15 protein-coding genes are annotated in these 22,902 nt (G+C 72.0%); 11 read left to right on the top strand and 4 right to left on the bottom strand.

From position 1 onward, the window contains the following. Positions 1–94: 94 nt before the first annotated feature. Positions 95–2,962 carry a glycosyl hydrolase family 95 catalytic domain-containing protein gene (locus J8403_RS11265; RefSeq protein WP_211123071.1) on the bottom strand — a complete coding sequence of 956 codons (2,868 nt, stop codon included), beginning with the start codon at positions 2,960–2,962 and terminating at the stop codon, positions 95–97. A 147-nt stretch (positions 2,963–3,109) separates the two neighbouring features. Here J8403_RS11265 and J8403_RS11260 point away from each other — a divergent pair, with 147 nt between their 5' ends. Further along, the gene (locus tag J8403_RS11260; RefSeq protein ID WP_211123070.1) at positions 3,110–4,960 is read left to right on the top strand and encodes a glycoside hydrolase family 97 protein; all 1,851 of its coding nucleotides are present in this window, start codon (positions 3,110–3,112) and stop codon (positions 4,958–4,960) included. A 294-nt stretch (positions 4,961–5,254) separates the two neighbouring features. Here J8403_RS11260 and J8403_RS11255 read toward each other — a convergent pair whose 3' ends face one another. Continuing rightward, a complete protein-coding gene (locus tag J8403_RS11255) occupies positions 5,255–6,079 on the bottom strand; it encodes a TetR family transcriptional regulator (protein ID WP_211123069.1) in 825 nt (274 codons plus the stop codon). A gap of 115 nt (positions 6,080–6,194) precedes the next feature. Continuing rightward, the gene (locus tag J8403_RS11250) at positions 6,195–8,033 is read right to left on the bottom strand and encodes a 3-hydroxyacyl-CoA dehydrogenase family protein (RefSeq protein WP_211123068.1); all 1,839 of its coding nucleotides are present in this window, start codon (positions 8,031–8,033) and stop codon (positions 6,195–6,197) included. Positions 8,034–8,427: 394 nt separating this feature from the next. On the opposite strand from J8403_RS11250, the gene J8403_RS11245 reads away from it, so the two are divergent. Next, complete coding sequence (locus tag J8403_RS11245; protein WP_137967928.1) at positions 8,428–9,108, top strand: HEAT repeat domain-containing protein; 681 nt, start codon at positions 8,428–8,430, stop codon at positions 9,106–9,108. A 241-nt stretch (positions 9,109–9,349) separates the two neighbouring features. On the opposite strand, the gene J8403_RS11240 is transcribed toward J8403_RS11245, so the two are convergent. Next, positions 9,350–10,393, bottom strand: coding sequence for an Rv2578c family radical SAM protein (locus J8403_RS11240; RefSeq protein ID WP_211123067.1), 1,044 nt, complete (start codon positions 10,391–10,393; stop codon positions 9,350–9,352). A 159-nt stretch (positions 10,394–10,552) separates the two neighbouring features. Here J8403_RS11240 and J8403_RS11235 point away from each other — a divergent pair, with 159 nt between their 5' ends. The 9 genes from J8403_RS11235 (at position 10,553) to J8403_RS11195 (ending at position 22,826) form a co-directional block, all read left to right on the top strand. Further along, entirely contained in the window at positions 10,553–10,996 is a 444-nt protein-coding gene (locus J8403_RS11235; protein ID WP_211123066.1) for an SRPBCC family protein, read from the top strand. A gap of 406 nt (positions 10,997–11,402) precedes the next feature. Continuing rightward, positions 11,403–13,742, top strand: a complete 2,340-nt coding sequence (locus tag J8403_RS11230) for an MFS transporter (protein WP_425519891.1) — start codon at positions 11,403–11,405, stop codon at positions 13,740–13,742. Positions 13,743–13,906: 164 nt separating this feature from the next. After that, positions 13,907–16,393 (top strand): SpoIIE family protein phosphatase, encoded by a 2,487-nt coding sequence (locus J8403_RS11225; RefSeq protein ID WP_211123064.1) that lies wholly within the window; start codon positions 13,907–13,909, stop codon positions 16,391–16,393. Next, entirely contained in the window at positions 16,390–17,109 is a 720-nt protein-coding gene (locus J8403_RS11220) for a class I SAM-dependent methyltransferase (protein WP_211123063.1), read from the top strand. The genes J8403_RS11225 and J8403_RS11220 overlap by 4 nt, the downstream gene beginning before the upstream one ends. A gap of 181 nt (positions 17,110–17,290) precedes the next feature. Continuing rightward, the gene (locus J8403_RS11215) at positions 17,291–18,124 is read left to right on the top strand and encodes a M55 family metallopeptidase (RefSeq protein WP_211123062.1); all 834 of its coding nucleotides are present in this window, start codon (positions 17,291–17,293) and stop codon (positions 18,122–18,124) included. Continuing rightward, complete coding sequence (locus J8403_RS11210; protein ID WP_211123061.1) at positions 18,117–19,457, top strand: M20/M25/M40 family metallo-hydrolase; 1,341 nt, start codon at positions 18,117–18,119, stop codon at positions 19,455–19,457. Before J8403_RS11215 ends, J8403_RS11210 begins: the two co-directional genes overlap by 8 nt. Positions 19,458–19,472: 15 nt before the next feature. Beyond that, a complete protein-coding gene (locus tag J8403_RS11205) occupies positions 19,473–21,539 on the top strand; it encodes a S9 family peptidase (RefSeq protein ID WP_211123060.1) in 2,067 nt (688 codons plus the stop codon). Then, positions 21,536–22,279 (top strand): 4'-phosphopantetheinyl transferase family protein, encoded by a 744-nt coding sequence (locus J8403_RS11200; protein WP_211123059.1) that lies wholly within the window; start codon positions 21,536–21,538, stop codon positions 22,277–22,279. The genes J8403_RS11205 and J8403_RS11200 overlap by 4 nt, the downstream gene beginning before the upstream one ends. Continuing rightward, complete coding sequence (locus J8403_RS11195; protein WP_211123058.1) at positions 22,272–22,826, top strand: GNAT family N-acetyltransferase; 555 nt, start codon at positions 22,272–22,274, stop codon at positions 22,824–22,826. The genes J8403_RS11200 and J8403_RS11195 overlap by 8 nt, the downstream gene beginning before the upstream one ends. The last annotated feature ends 76 nt before the right edge of the window (positions 22,827–22,902 follow it).

The following is a 22,902-nucleotide window of genomic DNA, read 5'->3' as shown; positions in this document are numbered from 1 at the left end:
CCCTCAGTTGTCATCTCGGCTGCACACATGAGCAATGACGGCCGCCCCGGGAGGGGGCGGCCGTCACTGTGGGTGTGCGGTGAGGTGCGTTGCGTCAGTCGTTCTTCTCCAGCGAGAGCGCGAAGACATGGGCCCGTGCGGTGCCCGAGGGGGCGGTCAGCGTGATCGCCGACAGCTCCTTGGCCGGGTCCAGCTCCACCACCTGGTGGAAGATCGCGGACTTGGTGCCCAACGGGCCGGTGCGGGTGTGGATCTGGCTGGTCCGCACCGCCTCCGTCTCGCCGTACGCCGGGCCCGACATCCAGCCCGTGAGCTGGATGGTCAGCGTGCCCGTGGAGCCGTCGGCGTACGTGGCCTCGGCCGGTACCGACACATTGCCGGTGTCGCCCGCGCCCAGCACATGCAGCTTGGCGTAGCTGCCCGCCGGGACCGCCACCTTCTGGCCCGCCGCGATCACGTTGTTGTCGGAGCCCTCGCTGCCGTTGGTGAACGCGAAGGTGATCCCGTCGTCCTCGGTCTGCCCGGTCTGCGGCAGCTGCGCCATCGGATAGGTGCGGCCCGTACCGTCGAAGTCGCCGTCCCCGTAGTACATCTCGGTGGTGATGGCGTCGTTGTCGAAGTGCCCGGTCAGATCCACCTGGGTGACCGCGCCCGCCTGCGGCAGCTCCGGCAGGCCCCAGGGCTCGGCCGGGGTGGTGACCTTCACCGGGGCGACCCGGAAGTCCGGCCGGGTGCCCGCCGGATAGATCACCGCCTCGTCCTCCCGGTCCAGCTCCAGCTCGATCTCGCCGTTCCCCAGGTCACGCCACTTCGGCGCGGGCCCCCCGACCCCGGCGACCGTGACCCGGCCGCCGATCGAGTGGCGGACCCGGCAGGGCTCCCCGGCCAGGCTGCGCACCCGCACCCAGCGCGTTCTGCCGCCCGTGCGCACCGCGCTGACCAGGAACGCGCCCTCGGTGCGGAAGTCGTGCAGCGTGACGTCCCGCCACTCGCCCGGCACCCCGGGGAAGAAGCGGATGGTGCCGCCCCAGCTCTGGCAGAGCATGTCGTGGATCGCCTGCGCACCCGACAGCGGGGTCTCGATCACCGGACCCGCCTCGTAGTAGTGGGTATTGGGCTGGATGAACCGCGCCACCAGCTCCCGCAGATACCTCAGCGCGTCATCGCCGCGCCCCATCTGGGTGGAGATCGAGGCCGCGCCCGAGAAGCTGTAGCCGCGCAGCGCGCCCTCGAAGCTGATCCAGTGCTCCAGCGAGCGGGCGATCAGGTCCCGGTGTTCCGGCTGGTCCCAATTGACCAGGTAGAGCGGGTAGACCGAGAGCATATGGGAGTAGTGGCGGTGGGACTTGGCGAACGGGACACCGGTGCCGATCATGAAGCCGTTCTCGTCCACCGGATAGTCGACCAGCTTCTCCAGCACCTCGCGCCACTTGGGCACCAGCGGATCGTCCTTGTCCAGCAGCTCGACCGCCGTCAGCAGGGTCCGGCAGGACCAGCGCAGCAGCGCCAGGTCGTAGTTGCAGTCCGGGGCCGCGCCGTACTCGGGCGAGAAGGTCTTCGGCAGATGCAGCCTGCCGTCCGACTGCTCGGTGAGAAAGTGCAGGTAGTAGTTGGTGGAGCGGCGCAGCAGCGGATAGAGCACATCCTCCAGCACGCCCCGGTCCATGGTGTGGCGGTAGGTCAGCCAGACGTTGTGCAGCGCCCAGGGCAGATTGCCGACCTCGGGGGAGTCCCCGACGCCGGGCACCGGGACCGTGCCGTTGTCCTCGCACTGCGCGTCCGTGGAGCGGCGCAGCCCGGCCGAGTCGGCGCGGTACTCGGGCTTGAGCGCGCCGATGAGCACATCGGTGTTCTCGGCCAGGGTGCGCGGAATCGCGTCCAGCTCCAGGTGGTTGGAGCCCTGGACCGGCCAGTACTCCAGCTGGACGTTGAGGTTCCACCACACGCCGGGCCAGGGGGTCGGCTCCACCCACGGGCCGGTGGTGGCCATGACGGGGGCGTGCTCACGGGCGGCGCAGGCCAGCTTGTAGAGCTGGATCCAGTAGAAGCTCTGCAGCATCCCGTCGGGCACCGAGATGAAGCTCTTGCGGTAGAAGCGGTGCCACCACTCGTAGTGGGTGCGCCGCAGGCTGGAGACCGGCAGCGCCGACGCCTTGCGCACGGTGGTCAGGGCCCGGCCCTCGGCGTCCGTACCGGGGTGGGAGTGCGCCACGGCCAGGTAGTACGTGCGCTCCCGGCCGCTGCCCCGCTCCCGGTACGCGCTGACCGTCTGCCCGCCCGCCACCAGCGACTGGACGGTGATGCCGAGCCCGTCCTCGGTGCGGGTGACCGGGGCCGGGTTGGGCTCGAAGCCCTTCGGCGGATCCTCGCGGACGATGCGCGGGCTGACCGCCGGTGACGGCTTGAACTCCCAGCGGAACCCCTCCTCGCCGGCGCTCGCCTCGACGGTGGCCAGCAGCATGGTGCGGTCGTTGTGCACCAGGGCGCGGAGCTTCAGCTTCCCCTTGTCCGTGGTGATCGTGCCGCGCAACTCGGCGTTCCACAGCTCCAGCCGCAGATCGACGCCGGTGATGGTGCCGACCGGGCGCAGCAGCAGATTGCCGACCGGGAGCCGTGCCACGCCCCAGTCGCTGCCGCCTTCGGTGGGCCGGTGATCCTGCACCTCGCTGTGGTGGATGGTGAACCGCAGCGCGTTCTCGCCGGGCTCCTGATAGATCATCGAGCCGAGCAGCCCATTGCCGAGGAACGGCCCCTCGTACCAGGTTCTCGGCAAGCGCTTCCAGATCAGATCCTGCCCGCCCAGAAAGCGCTCCCACTCCTGGTCGGTGCGCATGCCCCGCAGGGCCACCGACTGCTGTGACTGGGCGGCCGCCTCCTGTTCGGGGAGGGCCGCGCCGACGGCCGTGCTCGCGGCCGCGCCCGCCGCCACCCGGCCCAGGAACCCACGTCTGCTGACTGGCATCCCGTCATCTCCTGTCCCCGAAGCGATCAGATTGATCCGATGATTTGGCTAGACGGGAGCGTAGGAACGGGCTAATGATGCGTCAAGGTAGGCGATTGCTCTGATGTATCGAGCGCCGCATCGAGGTGCGGTGTACGAGGAGGAACGATGCATACGGCACGATCAAAGGTCACCAGAGCCGTGGCCGCGCTCGCCTGTGCGGCCGCCGTGCTGGTGCCGCTCCGGGCGGCGGCGGCATCGGACGGTCGTGCGCAGGACTGGCGGCTGACCGGAAAGGGGCAGGTCAGCGGCGAGCTCAGACTGAGCAACGAGGGCGGTCTTACGCTGTCCGCGCGCGATGGCGGCACCACCGTGCTGCGGCCGTCGGGGCTGGGGATCCGCACCGCGGAGACGGATTTCAGCAAGGGCTTGCGGTTCGCGGGGCGCAGCGACCGCACGGTCCACGAGACCTATACGACCACCACCGGCCGCCGTACCCATCACACCTCCGACGCCTCCGAGTCGACCTTCACCTTCCGCAAGGACGGGCGGACGCTGAAGGTGGTCATCCGGGTCTCCGCCGACGGCCTGGCCTACCGCTACGTGCTGCCGGACAAGGGCACGGTCACCGTGCTCGGCGAAAGCACCGAATACGCCGTCCCGCCGTCCGCCGACTCCTTCCTGCTGCCGTACGACAACGGCCGCCAGGACTACGAGTCCGCCCATGACCACGGCACGGTCGCCGACGCGAAGGCGGGCGACTACGGCTATCCGTCGCTCTTCCACATCGGCAAGAGCTGGATGCTGATCGAGGAAGCGGATCTGAACAGCTCGTACGGCGGCTCCCGGCTCGCCCTCGACTCCGCCACCGACCGCTTCAAGCTCACCCTCCCCGACCCCGCCGAGGTGAGCGGCCCCGGGCTGACCACGCCCTGGCGCACCATGGTCATCGGGGATCTCGCCACCGTCACCGAGAGCGATCTGCCGACCGATCTGGCCGCCCCCTCCAAGGTCGCCGACACCTCATGGATCAAGCCGGGCCGGGCGGCGTGGTCCTGGTGGTCCGACGGGCAGAGCCCGGCCAGCCTGGACGCCCAGAAGAAGTTCGTGGACTTCGCGGCGCGCGAGGGCTGGGAGTACATCCTGGTGGACTCCGGCTGGAGCGACTCCTGGATGCCCGAGCTGACCGCGTACGCCAAGGAGAAGGGCGTCGGCGTCTGGCTGTGGGCCCGCTGGCAGACCATCGACGCGCAGAGCGAGCGCGACCGGCTGTTCCCGCTGTGGAAGTCCTGGGGGATCGCCGGGCTGAAGATCGACTTCCTGGAGTCGGACGGCCAGGACCGGATGCGCTGGTACGACGCGGTCTTCAAGGACAGCGCCCGGAACCAGCTGATGCTGAACTTCCACGGCGCCACCATCCCGCGCGGCCAGGAGCGGACCTGGCCGCAGCTGATGAGCACCGAGGCGGTCAAGGGCGCCGAGGGCACCCGCCCCAAGCCGGGCCGCCAGCCCTTCCCGGCGGCGCACTACACGACCCTGCCCTTCACCCGGAACCTCGTCGGGCCCATGGACTTCACACCGGTGACCTTCACGGGCGTACGGCCCACGAGCGACGCGGCCGAACTCGCGCTCTCGGTCGTCTACGAGTCCGGGGTGCAGCACTTCGCCGACAGCGTCGAGTCGTACGAGAGCCGGCCGCGGGAGCTGAGGTTCCTGAACCAGGTGCCCACGGTGTGGGACGAGACGCGACTGGTCGACGGCGACCCCGGCGACCGCGCCGTCCTGGCCCGCCGCTCCGGCGACACCTGGTACCTGGGCGCGATCACCTCGGGCGAGGCCCGCACGCTGGACGAGCCGCTGAGCTTCCTCGGCAAGGGCGGCTGGCGGATCGAGGTGTGGAAGGACGGTCCGGACGGCAAGGTCGTCACCGAAACCCACGAGGTTACACCGGACTCGCGGCTCTCGGTGGACGTCCCGAAGAACGGCGGCTTCGCCGCGAAGCTGACCAAGACCGGCTGACGCGCTCGCGCCGCCCCGGCCCGGCACCGGGGCGGCGCCGAGCCGGGCCCCGAGGCCCGGCGAGGGGCGGGACCTGCCTGTGGGGGGCGGGCCCCGCCCCGCTGAGCCGCCCGCCCCTGGGTCCGCGGGCGGGGGCGGATCCCGCCCCCTTGCCCCCGCCGCGACGGCGAGACGTCCGACGTCGGAGCCCGGCGGTGCCGAACCGTCCGTACCGGCGGCCACCCCGGCCCACGACGTGGGACACCCGGCCCAGGAGGCGAGCCCCGGACCGGCGCACCCGGACGACCGCCAGAGCTACCGCTTGAGCGCTTCCTTGATCGTGCGCATCACCTCGGCCAGCGGCGCATCCGTCCGCGCCACCATCACCACCACCTCGTCCTCGTCCGTCGCCGACACCGTCGCCGCGGGGCGGCTGCCGGACGGGAGGGGGCGGGCGCCGATGCCGCTCCCGAAGGTTTCGCGGACGATCGCGAAGGCGTGGTCCAGCTGGGTCTCCACATCGCCCTGGCCGCCCGCCCGCAGCCAGCGCCGCAGCACGTGGTTGTGGGCCGTGACCACGGCCGACGCGGCGACCTCGGCCAGCAGCGGATCGTCGTCGCCGTCGTGGTGGGCGCCCTCGTCGAAGTGGCCCAGCAGATAGCGGGTGAACAGCCGCTCGTAGCGGGCCACCGAGGCGATCTCCCGCTCCCGCAGCGCCGGTACCTCACGGGTCAGCCGGTAGCGCTCCACGGAGACGGACGGTGCGGCCGCGTACATCCGCATGACCTCCTTGATGCCGCGGCACACGGTGTCCAGGGGGTGCTCATGCGGAGGTGCCGCGTCCAGCACCGCCGCCGCCCGCACCAACGTGTCGTCGTGGTCCGGGAAGATCGCCTCTTCCTTGGAGCGGAAGTGCCGGAAGAAGGTGCGGCGGGCCACTCCCGCCCTGGCCGCGATCTCGTCGACGGTCGTCGCCTCGTACCCCTGCGTCGCGAACAACTCCATCGCCGCGGCCGCGAGTTTGCGGCGCATGGACAGACGTTGAGCCGCGGCGCGGCGACTTCCCGCGCTCTCACCGCCGCCGGATGAGGGGGATCGCTTCGTACGCTCCGTACGTGTGGCCTTCACGGGCTGGGACATGTGGGGAACGTAACACGCTTGTGAGTGCCGGTGCGGGGGCAGACCGACGGAAGGCTCCAGCAGCCCGCCCCACCCGGAACCGGACTCAGGCGGTCCGCCCCACCCGGAGCAGAATTCAGGCTTTTGCATACTCGCGGAAGCCGCGCCCGGTCTTGCGCCCCAGGCACCCCGCGGCCACCAGATGCTCCAGCAGCGGCGCCGGCGCCAGGCCCGGTTCACGGAACTCCCGGTGCAGCACCCGCTCGATGGCCAGCGACACATCGAGCCCCACGACATCGAGCAGCTCGAACGGCCCCATGGGATAGCCGCCGCCCAGCTTCATCGCGGCGTCGATGGCGTCCGGGGTGGCGTAGTGCTCCTGCACCATCTTCACGGCGTTGTTGAGGTATGGGAAGAGCAGGGCGTTCACGATGAAGCCCGCCCGGTCGCCGCAGTCCACCGGATGCTTGCCCACCGCCGCGCACACCGCGTGCGCGGTCGCGCGCACATCGTCCGCGGTCAGCACGGTGCGCACCACCTCGACCAGCTTCATCGCGGGCGCCGGGTTGAAGAAGTGCAGGCCCACCACGTCCTGCGGGCGGGAGGTCGCCCGTGCGCAGGCCACGACCGGCAGCGAGGAGGTGGTCGTGGCCAGCACCGCACCCGGTTTGCAGACCTTGTCGAGCACCTTGAAGAGCTCCTGCTTGACGACCAGGTCCTCGGCCACCGCCTCCACGGCCAGATCCACCTCGGCGAACGCGTCCAGTGTGTCGGCCGCGGTGATCCGCTCCAGCGCCTGCTCCCGGGCCCGCTTGGTCATCCGCCCCTTGGACACCGACCTTTCCAGGGATTTCCCTATGCGGGCCTTCGCCTTTTCGGCCTTCTCCAGGGTCCGGCCGGCCAGCACCACGTCCAGGCCCGCCTTCGCGAAGACCTCGGCGATCCCGGAGGCCATCGTGCCCGAGCCGGCGACGCCCACGGCGCGCACCGGACGCGCCCCCTCCGTGGAGTGCCGCACCTCGGCCGTCGCGGCGTCCGGGACGACGGTGGCGCTGCCCGGCGCCTCGTACGTGTAGAAGCCGCGGCCCGCCTTACGGCCGGTGAGACCCGCCTCGGAGAGCTGCCCCAGGATGGGCGCGGGCGCGTGCAGCCGGTCGCCGGAGGCGGCGTACATGGCCTCCAGGACGGTGCGGGCGGTGTCGACGCCGATCAGGTCGAGCAGGGCCAGCGGGCCCATCGGCAGCCCGCAGCCCAGGCGCATCGCGGCGTCGATGTCCTCCCGCGCCGCGTACTTGGCCTCGTACATCGCGGCGGCCTGGTTGAGATAGCCGAACAGCAGCCCGTCGGCGACGAATCCGGGCCGGTCGCCGAGCGCCACCGGCTCCTTGCCCAGATCGCGGGCGAGGGCGGTGACCGCCTCGACGGCCGCGGGGGCGGTCAGCACGCTGGAGACGATCTCGACGAGCTTCATCGCGGGCGCCGGATTGAAGAAGTGCAGCCCCAAGAACCGCTCCGGATGGGCGGATTCGGCGGCCAGCCGGGTCACCGACAGCGCGTTGGTGCCGGTGGCGACGATCGCCGTGGGGCTGATGACGGTGTCCAGCTCGGCGAAGACCGCGTGCTTGGTGTCGTAGTCCTCGGGCACCACCTCGATCACCAGCTCCGCGTCGGCGGCGGCGCGCAGATCGGTGGAGATGCTGAAGCGGTCCAGGATCCCGGCGCGCTCCCGCTCGGTGATCCGCTCGCGGTGCACGGCGCGGGCGGTGGCGACCTCGAGCGCGGTGACGGCTCGGCGGCAGGCGCTTTCGTTGATGTCGATGCCGATCACCTCGCGGCCCGCCCGGGCCAGGATTTCGGCGATGCCGGTGCCCATCGTGCCGAGCCCGACGACGGCCACAGTAGTGAGCGGGGCCCGGGAGGGGGAGAGATCAGAGGGGGACGCAGTGCTGACGCCGGTGTGTGGGAGACGGTCCATCGCGGACTCCAGAGGGTGTTCCCCGTGGACGGGGATGAAGTGACGACTGAGGGGAGCTCGTGTCATGCCACTGCTGCCGTTCACGCCACGCATGCGCGGGGGGCTGACGCGGCTGACACAAATCCCCGATGGAAGGGCTTGCACGCTCCCTTACGGACAGCGCCGCACGGAGGAAACTGCCCGTGGGAGACACGCGGCCGGCCCTGTCCCGGGGCCATGCCGTACTCGCTTTTCTGGAACTGCCGAACCGACGTCACACAAGGCGGCTGCGTCACCAGGCCGCCGGAGCAGGGGTGCTGCTCGTGTCGCCATATTAACTCGCGGGTAACCAAGATGCCAGAGCTCAAAGTGCGGCCGTGCCCGGGCGCGGCCCACCGGGGAGGGGAGACCTCGTATGGACGAAGAATTCCGGACGCTGACGGAGCGGGTACGGGCCTCGCTCTCAACCCCGCAGGAAACGGCGGCCCATGCCTCGCTGCTCGCGCTCGTACGTCAGGGCACCCCTGCCGCGCGCGAACAGCTGGCCCGCATCCTGGTAGCGCCGGAGCAGCCGCTGTGGGCGCGTGAGACGGCCGCCTTCGTGCTCGGCAGCGCAGGAGACCGCCGGGCCTTCGAAACCCTTGTCCTGCTGCTCAACTACCGTGAGCCGGCCCGCTGTGCGACCGCCGCCCGGGTGCTGGCCCGCCTCGGCGATCCGCGCACCGCGCGGGCCGCCGCAGCGCTGGCCACGAACCCGCTGCGCACCGCGTACTCCCTGCACCCCATCCGGCTGCTGGTGGAGCTGCGGGCCGCCGAGTCCGTACCGGCCCTGGTCGCCGCGCTGGAACGGCAGTTGGGGGCCCGTGACCGCCACTGGGCGATCGCCCGCGCCTGCGTCGAGGGCCTGGGCGCGATCGGCGACGAGCGCGCCATCCCGGCGCTGACCGCCGCCGCCCAGCACATACGCCTCAGCGCGGCGGCCGCCGCCGCCCTGGCCCGCATCACCGGCGAGGGCGCCGTCACGGGCGGAGGGGCCCCGGAGCCGGCGGGCAAGGGCGGGGCGGCGGAGAAGGTGGGTGAGGCGCGCGTGCCGTGAGGGGCGGCAGGGACACCGTCCGCCGGGAGGTGCGTGTGCTCACGGCGGTGCGCGCGTGCTCACCCGCGCGTGCTCACCCACGCATGTTCACCCGCGCGTGCTCACCCGCGCGTGCTCACCCGCGCGTGCTCACCCGCGCGTGCTCACCCGCGCGTGCTCACCCGCGCGTGCTCACCCGCGCGTGCTCACCCACGCATGTTCACATGCGCAGGTTCACCCGCCCATGTTCACACGCGCGTGCTCACAGCAGGGACAGCTGGGCGGGCGCCGGCGGTGAGTCGGCCCGGGCGTCCGGCTCCTCCGGCTCGTCGGGCACCTTGCGGTGCGCGCCCGCCGCGTACGGGCCGATGCCGAACTCGGTGGCGAAGTCGTGGACCATGCCGGTGATCCGCCGCTGATACCACTTCGGGGCGTAGGAGCCGCCCTCGTACAGCGCGTCGTACCGGCGCAGCAGCCGAGGGTGGTGGTGGGTGAGCCAGGTGGTGAACCACTCGCGGGCGCCCGGGCGCAGATGGAGCACCAGCGGGGTCACGGAGGTGGCTCCGGCCTGAGCGATCGCCCTTACGGTGGCGCGCAATTGCTCGGGGGAGTCGCCGAGAAAGGGGATCACCGGGGCCATCAGCACACCGCACGGGATCCCGTGGGAGGACAGCGTCCGCACGACGTCCAGGCGCCGCTCGGGCGAGGGCGTGCCCGGCTCGACGGTGCGCCACAGCTCGCCGTCGGTGAAGCCGACCGAGACCGAGACGCCGATGTCGGTGACGCGTGAGGCCCGTCGCAGCAGCTCCAGATCGCGCAGGATCAGCGTGCCCTTGGTGAGGATCGAGAAGGGGTTGGCGCGCTCCACGAGCGCCGTAAGGATGCCGGGCATCAGTTGATACCGGCCCTCGGCGCGCTGGTAGCAGTCCACGTTGGTCCCCATGGCGATGTGCTCACCCGCCCAGCGGCGCGAGGCCAGCTCGCGGCGGAGCAGCTCCGGCGCGTTGGTCTTCACCACGATCTGGGAGTCGAAACCGATCCCGGTGTCCAGGTCGAGATAGCTGTGCGTCTTGCGCGCGAAGCAGTAGACGCAGGCGTGGGTGCAGCCCCGGTACGGGTTCACCGTCCACTCGAAGGGCATCCGGGAGGCCCCGGGCACCCGGTTGATGATCGACCGCGCCCGGATCTCGTGGAAGGTGATCCCGCGGAACTCCGGGGTGTCGAAGGTGCGGGTGGTCACCGCGTCCGCGGCGAAGAGGGCCGGGGTGGCCGACGTGTCGTCTCGGGTCAGGTTGTCCCAGCGCATCGCAGGCACCTCCGGGTCTCGCTCGTTACCACAATAGAACACATGTTTGATTGGTTTTCGTCAACCCCCGATTTGGGCGGGTGACCCTGAGGTGGTTGGCTTGCGCTCGTCAAGGCGTCACGGGCTGGGGGCGCCACGTCGAGCGCGGAGGGACATGCGATGGGCCAGGTCGAGGCCACTACGGAGCGGATCGTCACGGGTAAGCCCGAGGACGTGTTCGACGCACTCGCCGACTACCGCGAGACCCGCCCCCGGCTGCTTCCGCAGCAGTTCAGCGAGTACGAGGTGCGCGAGGGCGGCGACGGTGAGGGCACCGTCGTGCACTGGAAGCTCCAGGCCACCAGCAAGCGGGTGCGCGACTGCCTGCTGGAGGTCTCCGAGCCGAGCGACGGCCAGCTGGTCGAGAAGGACCGCAACTCCTCCATGGTGACCACCTGGACCGTCACCCCGGCGGGTGAGGGAAAGTCGCGGGTCGTCGTCACCTCGACCTGGACCGGCGCGAGCGGCATCGGCGGCTTCTTCGAGCGGACCTTCGCCCCCAAGGGGCTGGCCCGGATCTACGACGAGCTGCTGGCCAAGCTCGCCGCCGAGACCGCCCAGTAGCGCTCGGCACGTCCTGATCCCGTCCCCGGACCGAACGTCGCACTCACCGGTTCGGGTGGTTTTCTCCGCGGTCCGGCATACCCCCCGCACACACTCCCACCGGGGGGAATGCCGTCTACAGCCCCTCGTCGGTGATTCGTCGCTGTTTGCCCCTGGTTGCGCGTGATGCGAGAAATGGGCGGCGCAGGCGTGACGAGGGGAGAAGGACGTGGGCGGCACCACCGGGACCACCGGCGCCACCGTGCCGAAGCGGCGAGAGAGCCACGAGCGGCACGGGGGGTACGAACCGGCGGGCCCTCCCGCCCACGCGACCGATGACGTAACCGACGGGGCCGACAGGGCCGGGGGCCCGGGCGCGGCGCCTCCGGCGGAGGGCGCCGCCCCGCTCAGCCCGGCCCGGGTGCGGATGGTCTTCTTCGGGCTGATGCTCGCGCTGCTGCTCGCGGCCCTCGATCAGACCATCGTCGCCACCGCCCTCCCCGAGGTGGTCGGTGAGCTGCACGGCCTGGACAAGATGTCCTGGACGGTCACTTCCTACCTCCTCGCGGTCACCATCGTGCTGCCGGTCTACGGCAAGCTGGGCGACCTCATCGGCCGTAAGAGCGTCTTCGTCTTCGCGATCGTCGTCTTCGTCGCCGGATCCGCGCTCGCGGGCTGGTCCCGCACGATGGACGAGCTGATCGCCTTCCGCGCGGTGCAGGGCGTGGGCGCCGGCGGTCTGATGATCGGTGTCCAGGCGATCATGGCCGATATTGTTCCTCCCCGGGAACGCGGCCGCTATATGGGGCTCATCGGCGCCGCGTTCGGCCTCGCCTCGGTGGCCGGGCCGCTGCTCGGCGGATTCTTCACCGACCATGCCTCCTGGCGCTGGTGCTTCTACGTCAACGTCCCCTTCGGACTGGTCACCCTCGCCGTCGTGGCCGCCGTCCTCAAGGTGCCGGAGCCGCCGCGGCGGGCCCGCTTCGACTATCTGGGCGCGCTGTTCCTGTCGCTGTTCTCCACCTGCGCGGTGCTGCTGACGAGTTGGGGCGGCACGGAGTACGCATGGGGCTCCCGCGTCATCCTCGGGCTCGCCCTGGGAGCGGCCGGTTCGGTGATCCTCTTCGTCGTCGTGGAGTGCGTCGTCCCCGAACCGATCATCCCCATGCGGCTGTTCCGCGACTCGGTCTTCTGCGTCAGCGGGCTGATCGGCGCCGTCATCGGCGTCGCCCTCTTCGGCGCCGCCAGCTACCTGCCGACCTTCCTGCAGATGGTCGACGGCGTCTCGGCCACCGAGTCGGGGCTGCTGATGGTGCCCATGATGGGCGGCATGGTGCTGGCCTCGATCATCTCCGGCCAGCTCATCAGCACCACCGGCCGCTACAAGGTCTTTCCCATCGTGGGCGGGCTGATCTCCGTCGTCGGCATGTGGCTGCTCTCCCGGCTGGAGGAGGACACCTCCCGCCAGGACTACAGCCTGTGGATGGGCGTCCTCGGGCTCGGCCTCGGGCTCGTCCTGCCGGTGCTCATCCTCGCCGTGCAGAACGCCGTGCCCGTGGCCGACCTCGGCTCGGCCACCAGCGCCAACAACTACTTCCGGCAGATCGGCGGCAGCGTCGGCGCGGCCGTCTTCGGCACGCTCTTCGCCAACCGGCTCGCCGACCGCCTCCAGGTCGACCTGCCCTCCGGAGCGGCGTACGGGCGCGGCGGCGACGGAACCGGTCTGCCCGACCCCGACTCGGTCACCCCGCAGATGGTGCACGCGATGCCGGGCGCCCTGCGGGACGGCTATATCGCGGCGTACGCCCACGCCATGCCGCGGATCTTCCTCTATCTCGTGCCGGTGCTCGTCCTGGGCTTCCTGCTCGCCTTCCTCCTGAAGGAGAAACCTCTGGTGTCCCACACCGACTATGCCGTCCAGCAAGACCTGCAAGACCCCGTGGTGCCCGCCGCGCGCACGGGCGCCCGGCACGCCGCGGCGGCCGCGCCCTCCGCGCCGCCACCCTCCGCGGGCGTCCCGGTCTGCGGCACGGTCCAGCACCACGACGGCACCTCGGTCCCGCGGGCCGCCCTGACCCTCATCGACATCGGCGGACGCCAGATCGGTCGCGGTGCCACCGGGGAGGACGGGCGATACGCGCTGAGCACGCCCGGCGCCGGGTCGTACGTCCTGATCGCGGCGGCCGGCGGCCACCAGCCGCGGGCGGTCAGCGTCACCGTCGGGGACCGGCCGGTCGACCTGGACGTGGTCCTCGGCGGGGCGGGGCGGCTCGCCGGCGCCGTCCTTACGGCGGACGGCACGCCCGTAAGGGAGGCGACCGTCACCCTGACCGATGTGCGCGGCGAGGTCGTCGCGGCCACCCGCAGCGGCCGCGAAGGGGGCTATGTGATGGACGAGTTGGTGGCGGGTGAGTACACCCTCGCCGCCAGCGCCCCCGCGTTCCGCCCCGCCGCCCTCCCGGTCTCCGTCCAGGCCGCCCGTGAGACCCGGCAGGACATCGAGCTGGCCGGTGGCGCGGTGCTGCGCGGGGTCGTCCGGGCCACCGGCGGCCGTGTGGTGGAGGACGCCCGGGTCACGCTGCTGGACGCGGCGGGCAATGTGGTCGACACGGCGACGACGGGCCCGGACGGCGCGTTCCGCTTCATCGACCTGTCGGCGGGCGAGTACACGGTCATCGCGGCCGGCTACCCGCCGGTGGCGACGGTCCTCCAGGTCGCGGGCGGCGGCCGTACCGAGCGCGATCTCCAACTGGGCTACGAGGACTAGGCCCGGCCCCGCCGGGAGGCGCGTCGTGGCACCTCCCGGCGGCAACTCATTCGCACCTGCACACACATGACACCTATTCGGGTATTGCCTCCCACGGACGCTCGCAACAGCCGTACCGTGGGTAGCGCTGTCGCAGATCTTGCGTGCGAAGGAGTCTTCCGCCTATGGAGTACGGCACGTCGCGCTGCGACGACGGCCGGGGCGAGCCGCCCGCGGTGCCGGAGCAGCGCAGGGGTGTCCACGGAAGGATGCCGCTCGCGGTCGTCGTCATCGACGCCGAGGGGCGCGTCACGCATTGGAGTTCGGGGGCCCGCAGGCTCTTCGGACCCACGCGCGAACAGGCCGTCGGCTGCCCCGCCGTCGACCTGATGCCGGTCTCGGGGGCGTTACGCGGCGCGGAGGTGCGCACCGACGCGACGGGCCACCCGGAGCTCGACGATTCGCTGCTCGGCACCATGTACTACCCCACCGCGGGCCGGGCCCGAATGGCGGATCCGGACCATGGCCGGGCGGACGTCCTGTGGTGGGCGTATCCACTGGTGGGCCCCGGGCCGGAGCGGCTGCTGGTACTGGCGGCGGATGCCGATGGAGTGGGCGGGGACGCCCTGGGGCGGGACGAGCGGATCGTACCCGGCTTCGCGCTGCACACCGAGTTCCCCGGCGCCGAGCGGCTGGCCGGCCGGCTGCCGGACATCCTGCCCAACATGGGCCCGGCCACGGCCGGCCGGATCGTCGCCCAGGTGCTGGAACTGGGCTATCCGGTACTGGAGATCAGCCACCACGAGCGCGTCCCGGTGACGCCGGACTGGGGGATGCCGCGCTACCGCGCGCGCCGGGCGCGCCAGGAGGCCGTACCGCGGAGCGCGGTCACGGCGGAGGGCGCACCGGATCGCGCGCACGCCTCCGAGCGGTCGCCGGACCCCGATGAGGTGGACCTGGAGTACGCGGCGGTCCGTGAGCGGCTGGAGTTCCTCAACGAGGTCAGCGGCCGCATCGGCACCTCCCTGGACCTCGCCCGCACCATCCGAGAGGTGACCAGCGCCGCCGTGCCGCGCTTCGCGGACTTCGCCGGTACCCATCTGCGCGCCCAGGTCCTGGCGGGCGAGGGGTTCCCCGACGGCCCGCCCGACGTCACCACCGTCTGGCACCGCGTCTGGGTCGAGCACAACGACGAACCGGGCCGCTGGGACGACACCGTGCCGGTCGGCGAGAGCATCGCGTTTCCCGAGCACACCCCGTTCTTCCAGTGCATGGTCACGGGCGAGCCGGTGCTGATCCCCTCCATCAGCGACGAGGTGGGCGACCGGATCGCCGGGCAGTTCGAGAAGCGCGACCTGAGACCGCTGATCAATGGCCGGTCGATCCTGATCGTGCCGCTCAAGGCGCGCGATGTGGTGCTGGGCTTCATGGTGCTGCTGCGGCGCGCCGGGCGTGAGCCGTTCGACGACATGGACCGCACGACCGGCGCCGAACTGGCCGCCCGCGCGGGGCTCGTCCTCGACAACGCCCGGATGTACACCTACCAGGAGAACGTCGCCGAGACGCTCCAGGACAGCATGCTGCCCCAGGTGACCCCGCGCATGGCGGGCTGCGACACCGCGACCCGCTATCTGCCCGGAACCCGGCTCGGCCGGGTCGGCGGAGACTGGTTCGACACCATCAAGCTGCCCGGGTCGCGCACCGCGCTGGTGGTCGGCGACGTGATGGGTCACGGGCTCACCTCGGCGGCGATGATGGGGCAGTTGCGCACCGCCGTGCAGACCATGGCCGCGCTCGATCTGCCGCCCGCCCAGCTGCTGCGCACCCTCGACGACCTGGCCCAGCGGCTCGGCGAGCACTATCTGGCCACCTGTCTGTACGCCGTCTACGACCCCGTCGGTTCCGAGCTGGTGCTCTCCAACGCGGGCCATATCCCGCCCGTGCTGGTGCGGGCCCGGGACGGCCGCAGCGAGCTGCTGGACCTGCCCACCGGCGCGCCGATCGGCGTGGGCGGGGTGCCCTTCGAGACGGCGACGGTGCGGGTGGAGCCCGGGGACCGGCTGGTGCTGTGCACGGACGGGCTGGTCGAGGTGCGCGGCCAGGACATCGGCGCCGGGATCGCCGCGCTGTGCGAGTCCGCGGCGCATCCGGCGGCGTCCATGGACGACGCGTGCGACACCATCATCCGGGCGCTGGCCGCCGCCTCCCGCGACAAGGACGGCCGTGGCGGCCGTAAGGACGACGTGGCGCTGCTGATGGCCCGGCTGGGCGGCATACCGGCCGAGCATGTCGCCCAGTGGCGGCTGGCGCTGGACCCCAGCGAGGTCGGGCGGGCCCGCCGGCTCGTCCGCGAGCGGCTGCTGCGGTGGGGGCTGCCGGAGTCCGTGGAGACCGCCGAGCTCCTGGTGAGCGAGGCGGTGACCAACGCGATACGGCATGCCCACACCCACCATGTGCGGCTGCGCCTGGTCCGCACCGACGCCCTGCTGTGCGAGGTCACCGACGACGACCACGAACTGCCCGCACTGCTGAGCGCGGACCGGGACGACGAGAGCGGGCGCGGGCTGCGGGTGATCAGCAAACTCGCGCGCGAGTGGGGTACGAGTCGCACGGGGCGCGGTAAAACGGTGTGGTTCGAGCAGGCGTTGGCACACCCAGGGGAGCGGCGATGAGCGTCTCGGAGCGCTACCGGCAGGCGTGGGAGAGCTACTGGCAGCAGACCTCGGACACCCCGGGGGACGCCATCTGGGACGCGGACCCCTCGCTGAGCGCCGCCCCGCATCTGGACCTGCTGGCGCCGTACGCCGACCCCTCGCTGCCGATCGTCGACCTGGGCTGCGGCAACGGCACCCAGACCCGCTATCTGGCCTCCCGCTTCGGGCGGGCGGTGGGCGTCGACCTGTCCCGCGCCGCGGTGGAGCACGCGCGGCGCGCCGATCCGGCGGGCGCGGCGGAGTACCGGCAGCTGAGCCTGACCGACGCGGCCGCGGTGGCGGAGCTGGGCCGGCGGATCGGCGACGCCAATGTGTATATGCGGGCCGTCATCCACCAGAGCGACGCCGCCGACCGGCGTCCGGTCGCGGAGGCGGTGGCCACGCTGCTGGGGCGGCGCGGGCGGGGGTTCGTCGTGGAGCTGACGGCGGAGTCCAAGGCCGTGCTGGGGGAGCTGGCGGCGAGCCCGGGCGGTCCGCCGCTGAAGCTGCGCCGGGTCTTCGACCACGGGCTGCGGCCGGCCGACGCGGCGGACAAGGAGGTGCCGGAGGTGCTGGCGGAGGCCGGGCTGGAGATCCTCGCCGAGGGCCCGACGGCGCTGGCCCAGACGGAGCAGTGGCCGGACGGCTCACGGGTCGAGCTGCCGGCCCGCTGGTTCGTGGTCTCGCGGGCGTAGGGCCCTTGCCCGCGGGCGGTCGGGGCGCGTGCCCGCGGGTGATCGGGGCCCTTGCGCGCGGGTGTCGGGGCGCGGCGGGTACGCGCCTGACGAGGCGGGCACGGGCCGGACACGATAGTGGACTGGACCAGTTATCCACAGGGGTGGTTCGGGTCGGGCGCGACGCGTAACGTGACGAGGCATGAAGATCCTCATCAGCGCCGACATGGAGGGCGCCACCGGCGTCACCTGGCCGGCTGATGTGCTGCCCGGCACTCCCCAGTGGGAGCGCTGCCGCCGTCTGTTCACCTCCGATGTGAGCGCGGCCGTCGCCGGATTCCTCGACGGCGGTGCGGACGAGGTGCTCATCAACGAGGCGCATTGGACCATGCGCAATCTGCTGCTGGAAGAGCTGGACGACCGAGCCCAGATGCTCACCGGCCGGCACAAGAGCCTGAGCATGGTCGAGGGCGTGCAGCACGGTGATGTGGACGGAGTGGCGTTCGTCGGCTATCACACCGGCGCGGGCACCGAGGGCGTCCTCGCCCACACCTACCTCGCCAACTCGATCACCGGAGTGTGGGTGAACGGCGCGCGGGCCAGTGAGGGCCGGCTCAACGCCCTGGTGGCCGCCGAGTACGGGGTGCCGGTGGTGCTGGTGACCGGGGACGACAAGACCTGCGAGGACGCCGCGGACTATGCGCTGGACGCCCGTTCGGTCGCGGTCAAGGACTATGTCTCGCGCTATGCGGCGGTCTGCCGCACCCCCGCCCGCACGGCCGCCGACATCCGGGCGGCGGCCCGGGAGGCGGCGGTGCTGGCGGTGCGCCACGAGCCCGCCCGCGGCGGGCCGTTCACGGTGGAGTTGGAATTCGACGCCGAGCATCTGGTGGGGGCGGCGAGCGTGGTGCCGGGCGTGGAGCGCAGCGGCGAGCGGCGCGTCGCCTACACCTCACCGACCATGTACGAGGGGATCCGCTGCTTCAAGGCCGTCACGACGGTCGTCTCGGCCGCGGTGGAGGAGCAATATGGCTGACACGGACCGTCCTGAGACCATCGACGACCGGACGCTCGACGAGGTGGTGCGGTTCACCTCCGAGCTGATCAGGATCGACACCACCAACCGCGGCGGCGGTGACTGCTCGGAGCGCCCGGCCGCCGAGTATGTGGCGGAGATGCTCGGCGATGTGGAGATCGAGCCCACCTTGCTGGAGCGCTCGCCCGGGCGCACCAATGTCGTGGCCCGGATCGAGGGCACCGATCCGTCCGCGCCCGCGCTGCTGGTCCACGGCCATCTGGACGTGGTGCCCGCCGAGCCCGCCGACTGGACCGTGCACCCCTTCTCCGGGGAGGTGCGCGACGGCGTCGTCTGGGGCCGGGGCGCCATCGACATGAAGAACATGGACGCGATGGTGCTCGCGGTCGTCCGGGCCTGGGCGCGGACGGGCGTGCGGCCGCGCCGGGACATCGTGCTGGCCTTCACCGCCGATGAGGAGGACAGCGCCGCCTGGGGCTCCGGCTTCCTCGCCGAGCGCCACGCCGACCTCTTCGAGGGCTGCACCGAGGGCATCAGCGAGTCCGGGGCCTTCACCTTCCACGCCGGGCCCGGGTCGCGGATCTACCCCATCGCGGCGGGGGAGCGCGGCACGGCCTGGCTGAAGCTCACCGCGCACGGCCGCGCCGGACACGGCTCCAAGGTCAACCGGGACAACGCGGTCAGCAGGCTGGCCGCCGCCGTCGCCCGGATCGGCGAGCACCGCTGGCCGGTCCGGCTGACGCCCACGGTGAAGGCCGCGCTCACCGAACTGGCCGCGCTCCAGGGCATCCCCGCCGAAGTGGACGCCGCGGACTTCGACGTCGACGCCCTGCTGGCCAAGCTCGGGCCCGCCGCCGCCCTGATCGAGCCGACCGTGCGCAACAGCGCCAACCCCACGGTGCTGGAGGCCGGTTACAAGGTCAATGTGATCCCCGGCAGCGCCACCGCCTATGTGGACGGGCGGATGCTGCCCGGCGGCGAGGAGGAGTTCCACGACACCCTGGACCGGCTCACCGGGCCGGACGTGGAGTGGGAGTTCCACCACCGGGAGCGGCCGCTGGAGGCGCCGATCGACACCCCCACCTACCGGGCGATGCGCGCCGCCGTCGAGCACTTCGACCCCGGCGCCCACGCCGTGCCGTACTGCATGTCGGGCGGCACCGACGCCAAGCAGTTCTCCCGGCTCGGCATCGCCGGATACGGCTTCTCGCCGCTGCGGCTGCCCGAGGGCTTCGACTATCAGGCGCTCTACCACGCCGTGGACGAGCGGGTCCCGGTGGAAGCCCTGCACTTCGGCGTCCGGGTGCTCGACCACTTCCTGCAGAGAGCGTGAAGAACGGTGCGAACGGTGCAACAGCAGACGGCCGTCACGGCCCCCTACGGAGCCTGGAGTTCCCCGGTCGACGCCGCGCTCGTCGCCTCGTACGACGGCCATCCGGAGTATGTGGGCACGGTCGGCGAGGAGGTGTGGTGGACCGCCCCGCGCCCCGGCGAGGGCGGCCGCCGCGCCCTGATCCGGCGGCGCACCGACGGCGCGGAGGTCACGGTGCTGGCCCCGCCGTGGAACGTGCGCAGCAAGGTGATGGGGTACGGCGGAATGCCCTGGGCCGCGGTGGACCGTGCGAGCGGCGGCCCGCTGGTGGTGTTCGTCCACTTCGCCGACCAGCGGTTGTACATCTGTGAGCCGGACGCCCCGGCCGGGAGCGCGCCGCGCCCGCTGACCCCGCTGTCGGCGGTGGGGGAGGGGCTGCGCTGGGCGGATCCGGTGCCGCACCCGGAGCGCGGCGAGGTGTGGTGTGTGCTGGAGGAGTTCACGGGCGAAGGGCCGACGGATGTGCGGCGGGTGATCGCCGCCGTACCGCTGGACGGTTCGGCCGCCGAGGACCGCGCGGCGGTGCGCGAGCTGACCGACGACCGGCACCGCTTCCTCACCGGGCCCCGGCTCTCGCCCGACGGCCGCCGGGCCGCCTGGATCGCCTGGGACCACCCCCGGATGCCCTGGGACGGCACGGAGGTGATGCTGGCCGATGTCGCGGAGGACGGCTCCTTCACCGGTGCCCGGGCGGTGCTGGGCGGGCCGGAGGAGTCGGTCGCCCAGATCGAGTGGGCCGAGGACGGCGCGCTGCTCGCGGCCACCGACCGCACCGGCTGGTGGAATCTGCACCGTCTGGAGCCGCCGGAGGAGGCGGCCGGTGTGCGGGAATGGGGCCGGGCCGGACGGCCGGTGGCGCTCTGCCCCCGCGAGGAGGAGTTCGGCGGGCCGCTGTGGAAGCTGGGCCACCGCTGGTTCGCCCCGCTGGCCGGCGGTCTGATCGCGGTGCTGCACGGCCGGGGCGCCGCCGCCCTCGGCATCCTCGACCCACGGACCGGCCGGACGGCCGATGTGCCGGGCCCCTGGACCGAGTGGGAGCCGACCCTGGCCGTGAACGGCACACGCGTGGTCGGCGTCGCGGCGAGCCCGCACAGCGGCCATGAGGTGATGGAGCTGGACGTGTGCACCGGCCGCTCCCGGGTCATCGGCAACGCCCACACCGACCCCGTGGACCCCGCGTACTACCCCCGGCCCCTGGCCCGCACCTTCGCCGGACCGGACGGCCGGGAGATCCACGCCCAGCTGTATCCCCCGCGCCATCCCGGCCACACCGCACCCGACGGAGAGCTTCCGCCGTATGTGATCTGGGCGCATGGCGGGCCCACCGGCCGCGCCCCTCTCGTGCTCGACCTGGAGATCGCCTATTTCACCTCACGCGGCATCGGCGTCGCCGAGGTCAACTACGGGGGCTCCACGGGCTACGGCCGCGCCTACCGCGAGCGGCTGCGCGAGCAGTGGGGCGTGGTCGACGTCGAGGACTGCGCCGCCGTCGCCGGGGCGCTCGCCGACGAGGGCATCGCCGACCGCGCCCGGCTCGCGATCCGCGGCGGCAGCGCGGGCGGCTGGACGGCGGCGGCCTCCCTCACCGCCACGGATCTCTACGCCTGCGCCACCGTCACCTACCCCATCCTCGACCTGGTCTCCTGGGCCACCGGCGGCACCCATGACTTCGAGTCGTGCTACACCGAATCGCTGGTCGGCCCGCTCGCGGAGGTGGCGGACCGCTACCGCGAGCGCTCCCCGCTGCACCGGGCCGATCGCATCGGCTCGCCCTTTGTGCTGCTCCAGGGGCTGGACGACACCATCTGCCCGCCCGAGCAGTGCGAGCGGTTCCTGGAGGCGGTCTCAGGGCGCGGTATCCCGCACGCGTACCTCACCTTCGAGGGCGAGGGCCATGGCTTCCGCGGCGCCGATACGATGATCCGCGCCCTGGAGGCCGAATTGTCGCTGTACATCCAGACCTTCGGGCTGATCAGATCCGATGTGCCCACCCTGGAGCTGCTGACCTCGGCGGCCCCGATCTCCACTGGAGGAGCGAGTTGACACCCCCATCGGCCCCGCGCATCGTCGGCTCCGAGCCGTTGCCCGCCGCCGTCGCCGGTGCCTGGCCGCAGGGCGGCGAGCCCGAGACCTGGCTGCTCAGCGTCTCCCGGTACACCGCGGCCATGGACCCGGGCGCGCCCGGCACGATCCTGGACGCCGGGGAGCGGGAGCGGGCGGGGAAGTTCCTGCGGGCTGAGGACCGCGAGCGCTATACGGCGGCCCATCTGGGGCTGCGCGAGCTGCTCGGCGCCTATCTGGGCATCTCCCCGGCCGACGTTCCGTTCACCCGTGAGGCGTGCCCCGGCTGCGGCGGTCCGCACGGCCGCCCCGCCGTGTCCGGCACCCCGCTGCACTTCAACATGTCGCACGCCGGTGATCTGGTGCTCTTCGCCTTCGCGGGCTCCCCGGTCGGCGTGGACGTGGAGAAGCTGCAGCCCGCCTCGGTGGTCGACCAGGTCGCCGAGAGCCTGCATCCCAAGGAGCGCGCCGAGCTGGACGCGCTGGCACCGGCCGACCGGCCCGCCGCCTTCGCCCGCTGCTGGACCCGCAAGGAGGCCTATCTCAAGGGCCTGGGCACCGGCCTGTCCCGCGACCCCGCGGTCAACTATGTCGGCACCGGGCTCTCCGCCGTGCCGGTCGGCCCGTGGACGATGACCGACATCCCCGTGGACACGTCGATATCCGGTGGCTCCGGCTATGCGGCGGCCATGGCGCTGCTGTCATCATTGCCGCATGCCTGACGTCCGGTATGTCACCGAGGGAACCCGGGCGGCCATCCGCCGCACCACCCGCGCGGACGGTGCGGAGTTCGTCAGGCGCGCCCGGGAGAGCATGGAGTTCCACCGCCCCTGGCTCACCCTCCCCACCACCGAGCGCGCCTATCTGCACTACATCGCCCAGCTGGAGCGCGAGGACCGCGAGGGCTTCCTCGTCTGTGCCCGGGAGACCGGCGAGATGGCCGGGTTCATCAACATCAACAACATTGTGCGCGGCGCCTTCCAGTGCGGCTCGATCGGCTACGGAGCCTTTCCGCCCGCCGCCGGACAGGGCTATATGTCCGAGGCGCTGGGGCTCGTGCTGCGCCATGCCTTCGGGCCCCTGGGGCTGCACCGTGTCGAGGTCAACATCCAGCCGGGCAACAAGGCGTCGTTGGGGCTGGTGAAGCGCCATGGCTTCCGGCTGGAAGGGTTTTCCCCGGACTTCCTCTATATCGAGGGCGGGTGGCGCGACCATGAGCGCTGGGCCATGACCAGCGACATGCTGGACCAGGGGACCGGTCCTGGCTGACGGGGCACCATGATCGGTCCGAAGCGGCTCTGTTCAGCGGGCCCCGCGACGTTGTTCCATGGTCATCGGACGGTCG

It is taken from the genome of Streptomyces yatensis (assembly GCF_018069625.1).
In the GTDB taxonomy this organism is placed as follows: Bacteria; Actinomycetota; Actinomycetes; order Streptomycetales; family Streptomycetaceae; genus Streptomyces; species Streptomyces yatensis.
The sequence above is the reverse complement of the archived record's forward strand: the minus strand, read 5'-3'. Positions and strand labels throughout refer to the sequence as shown.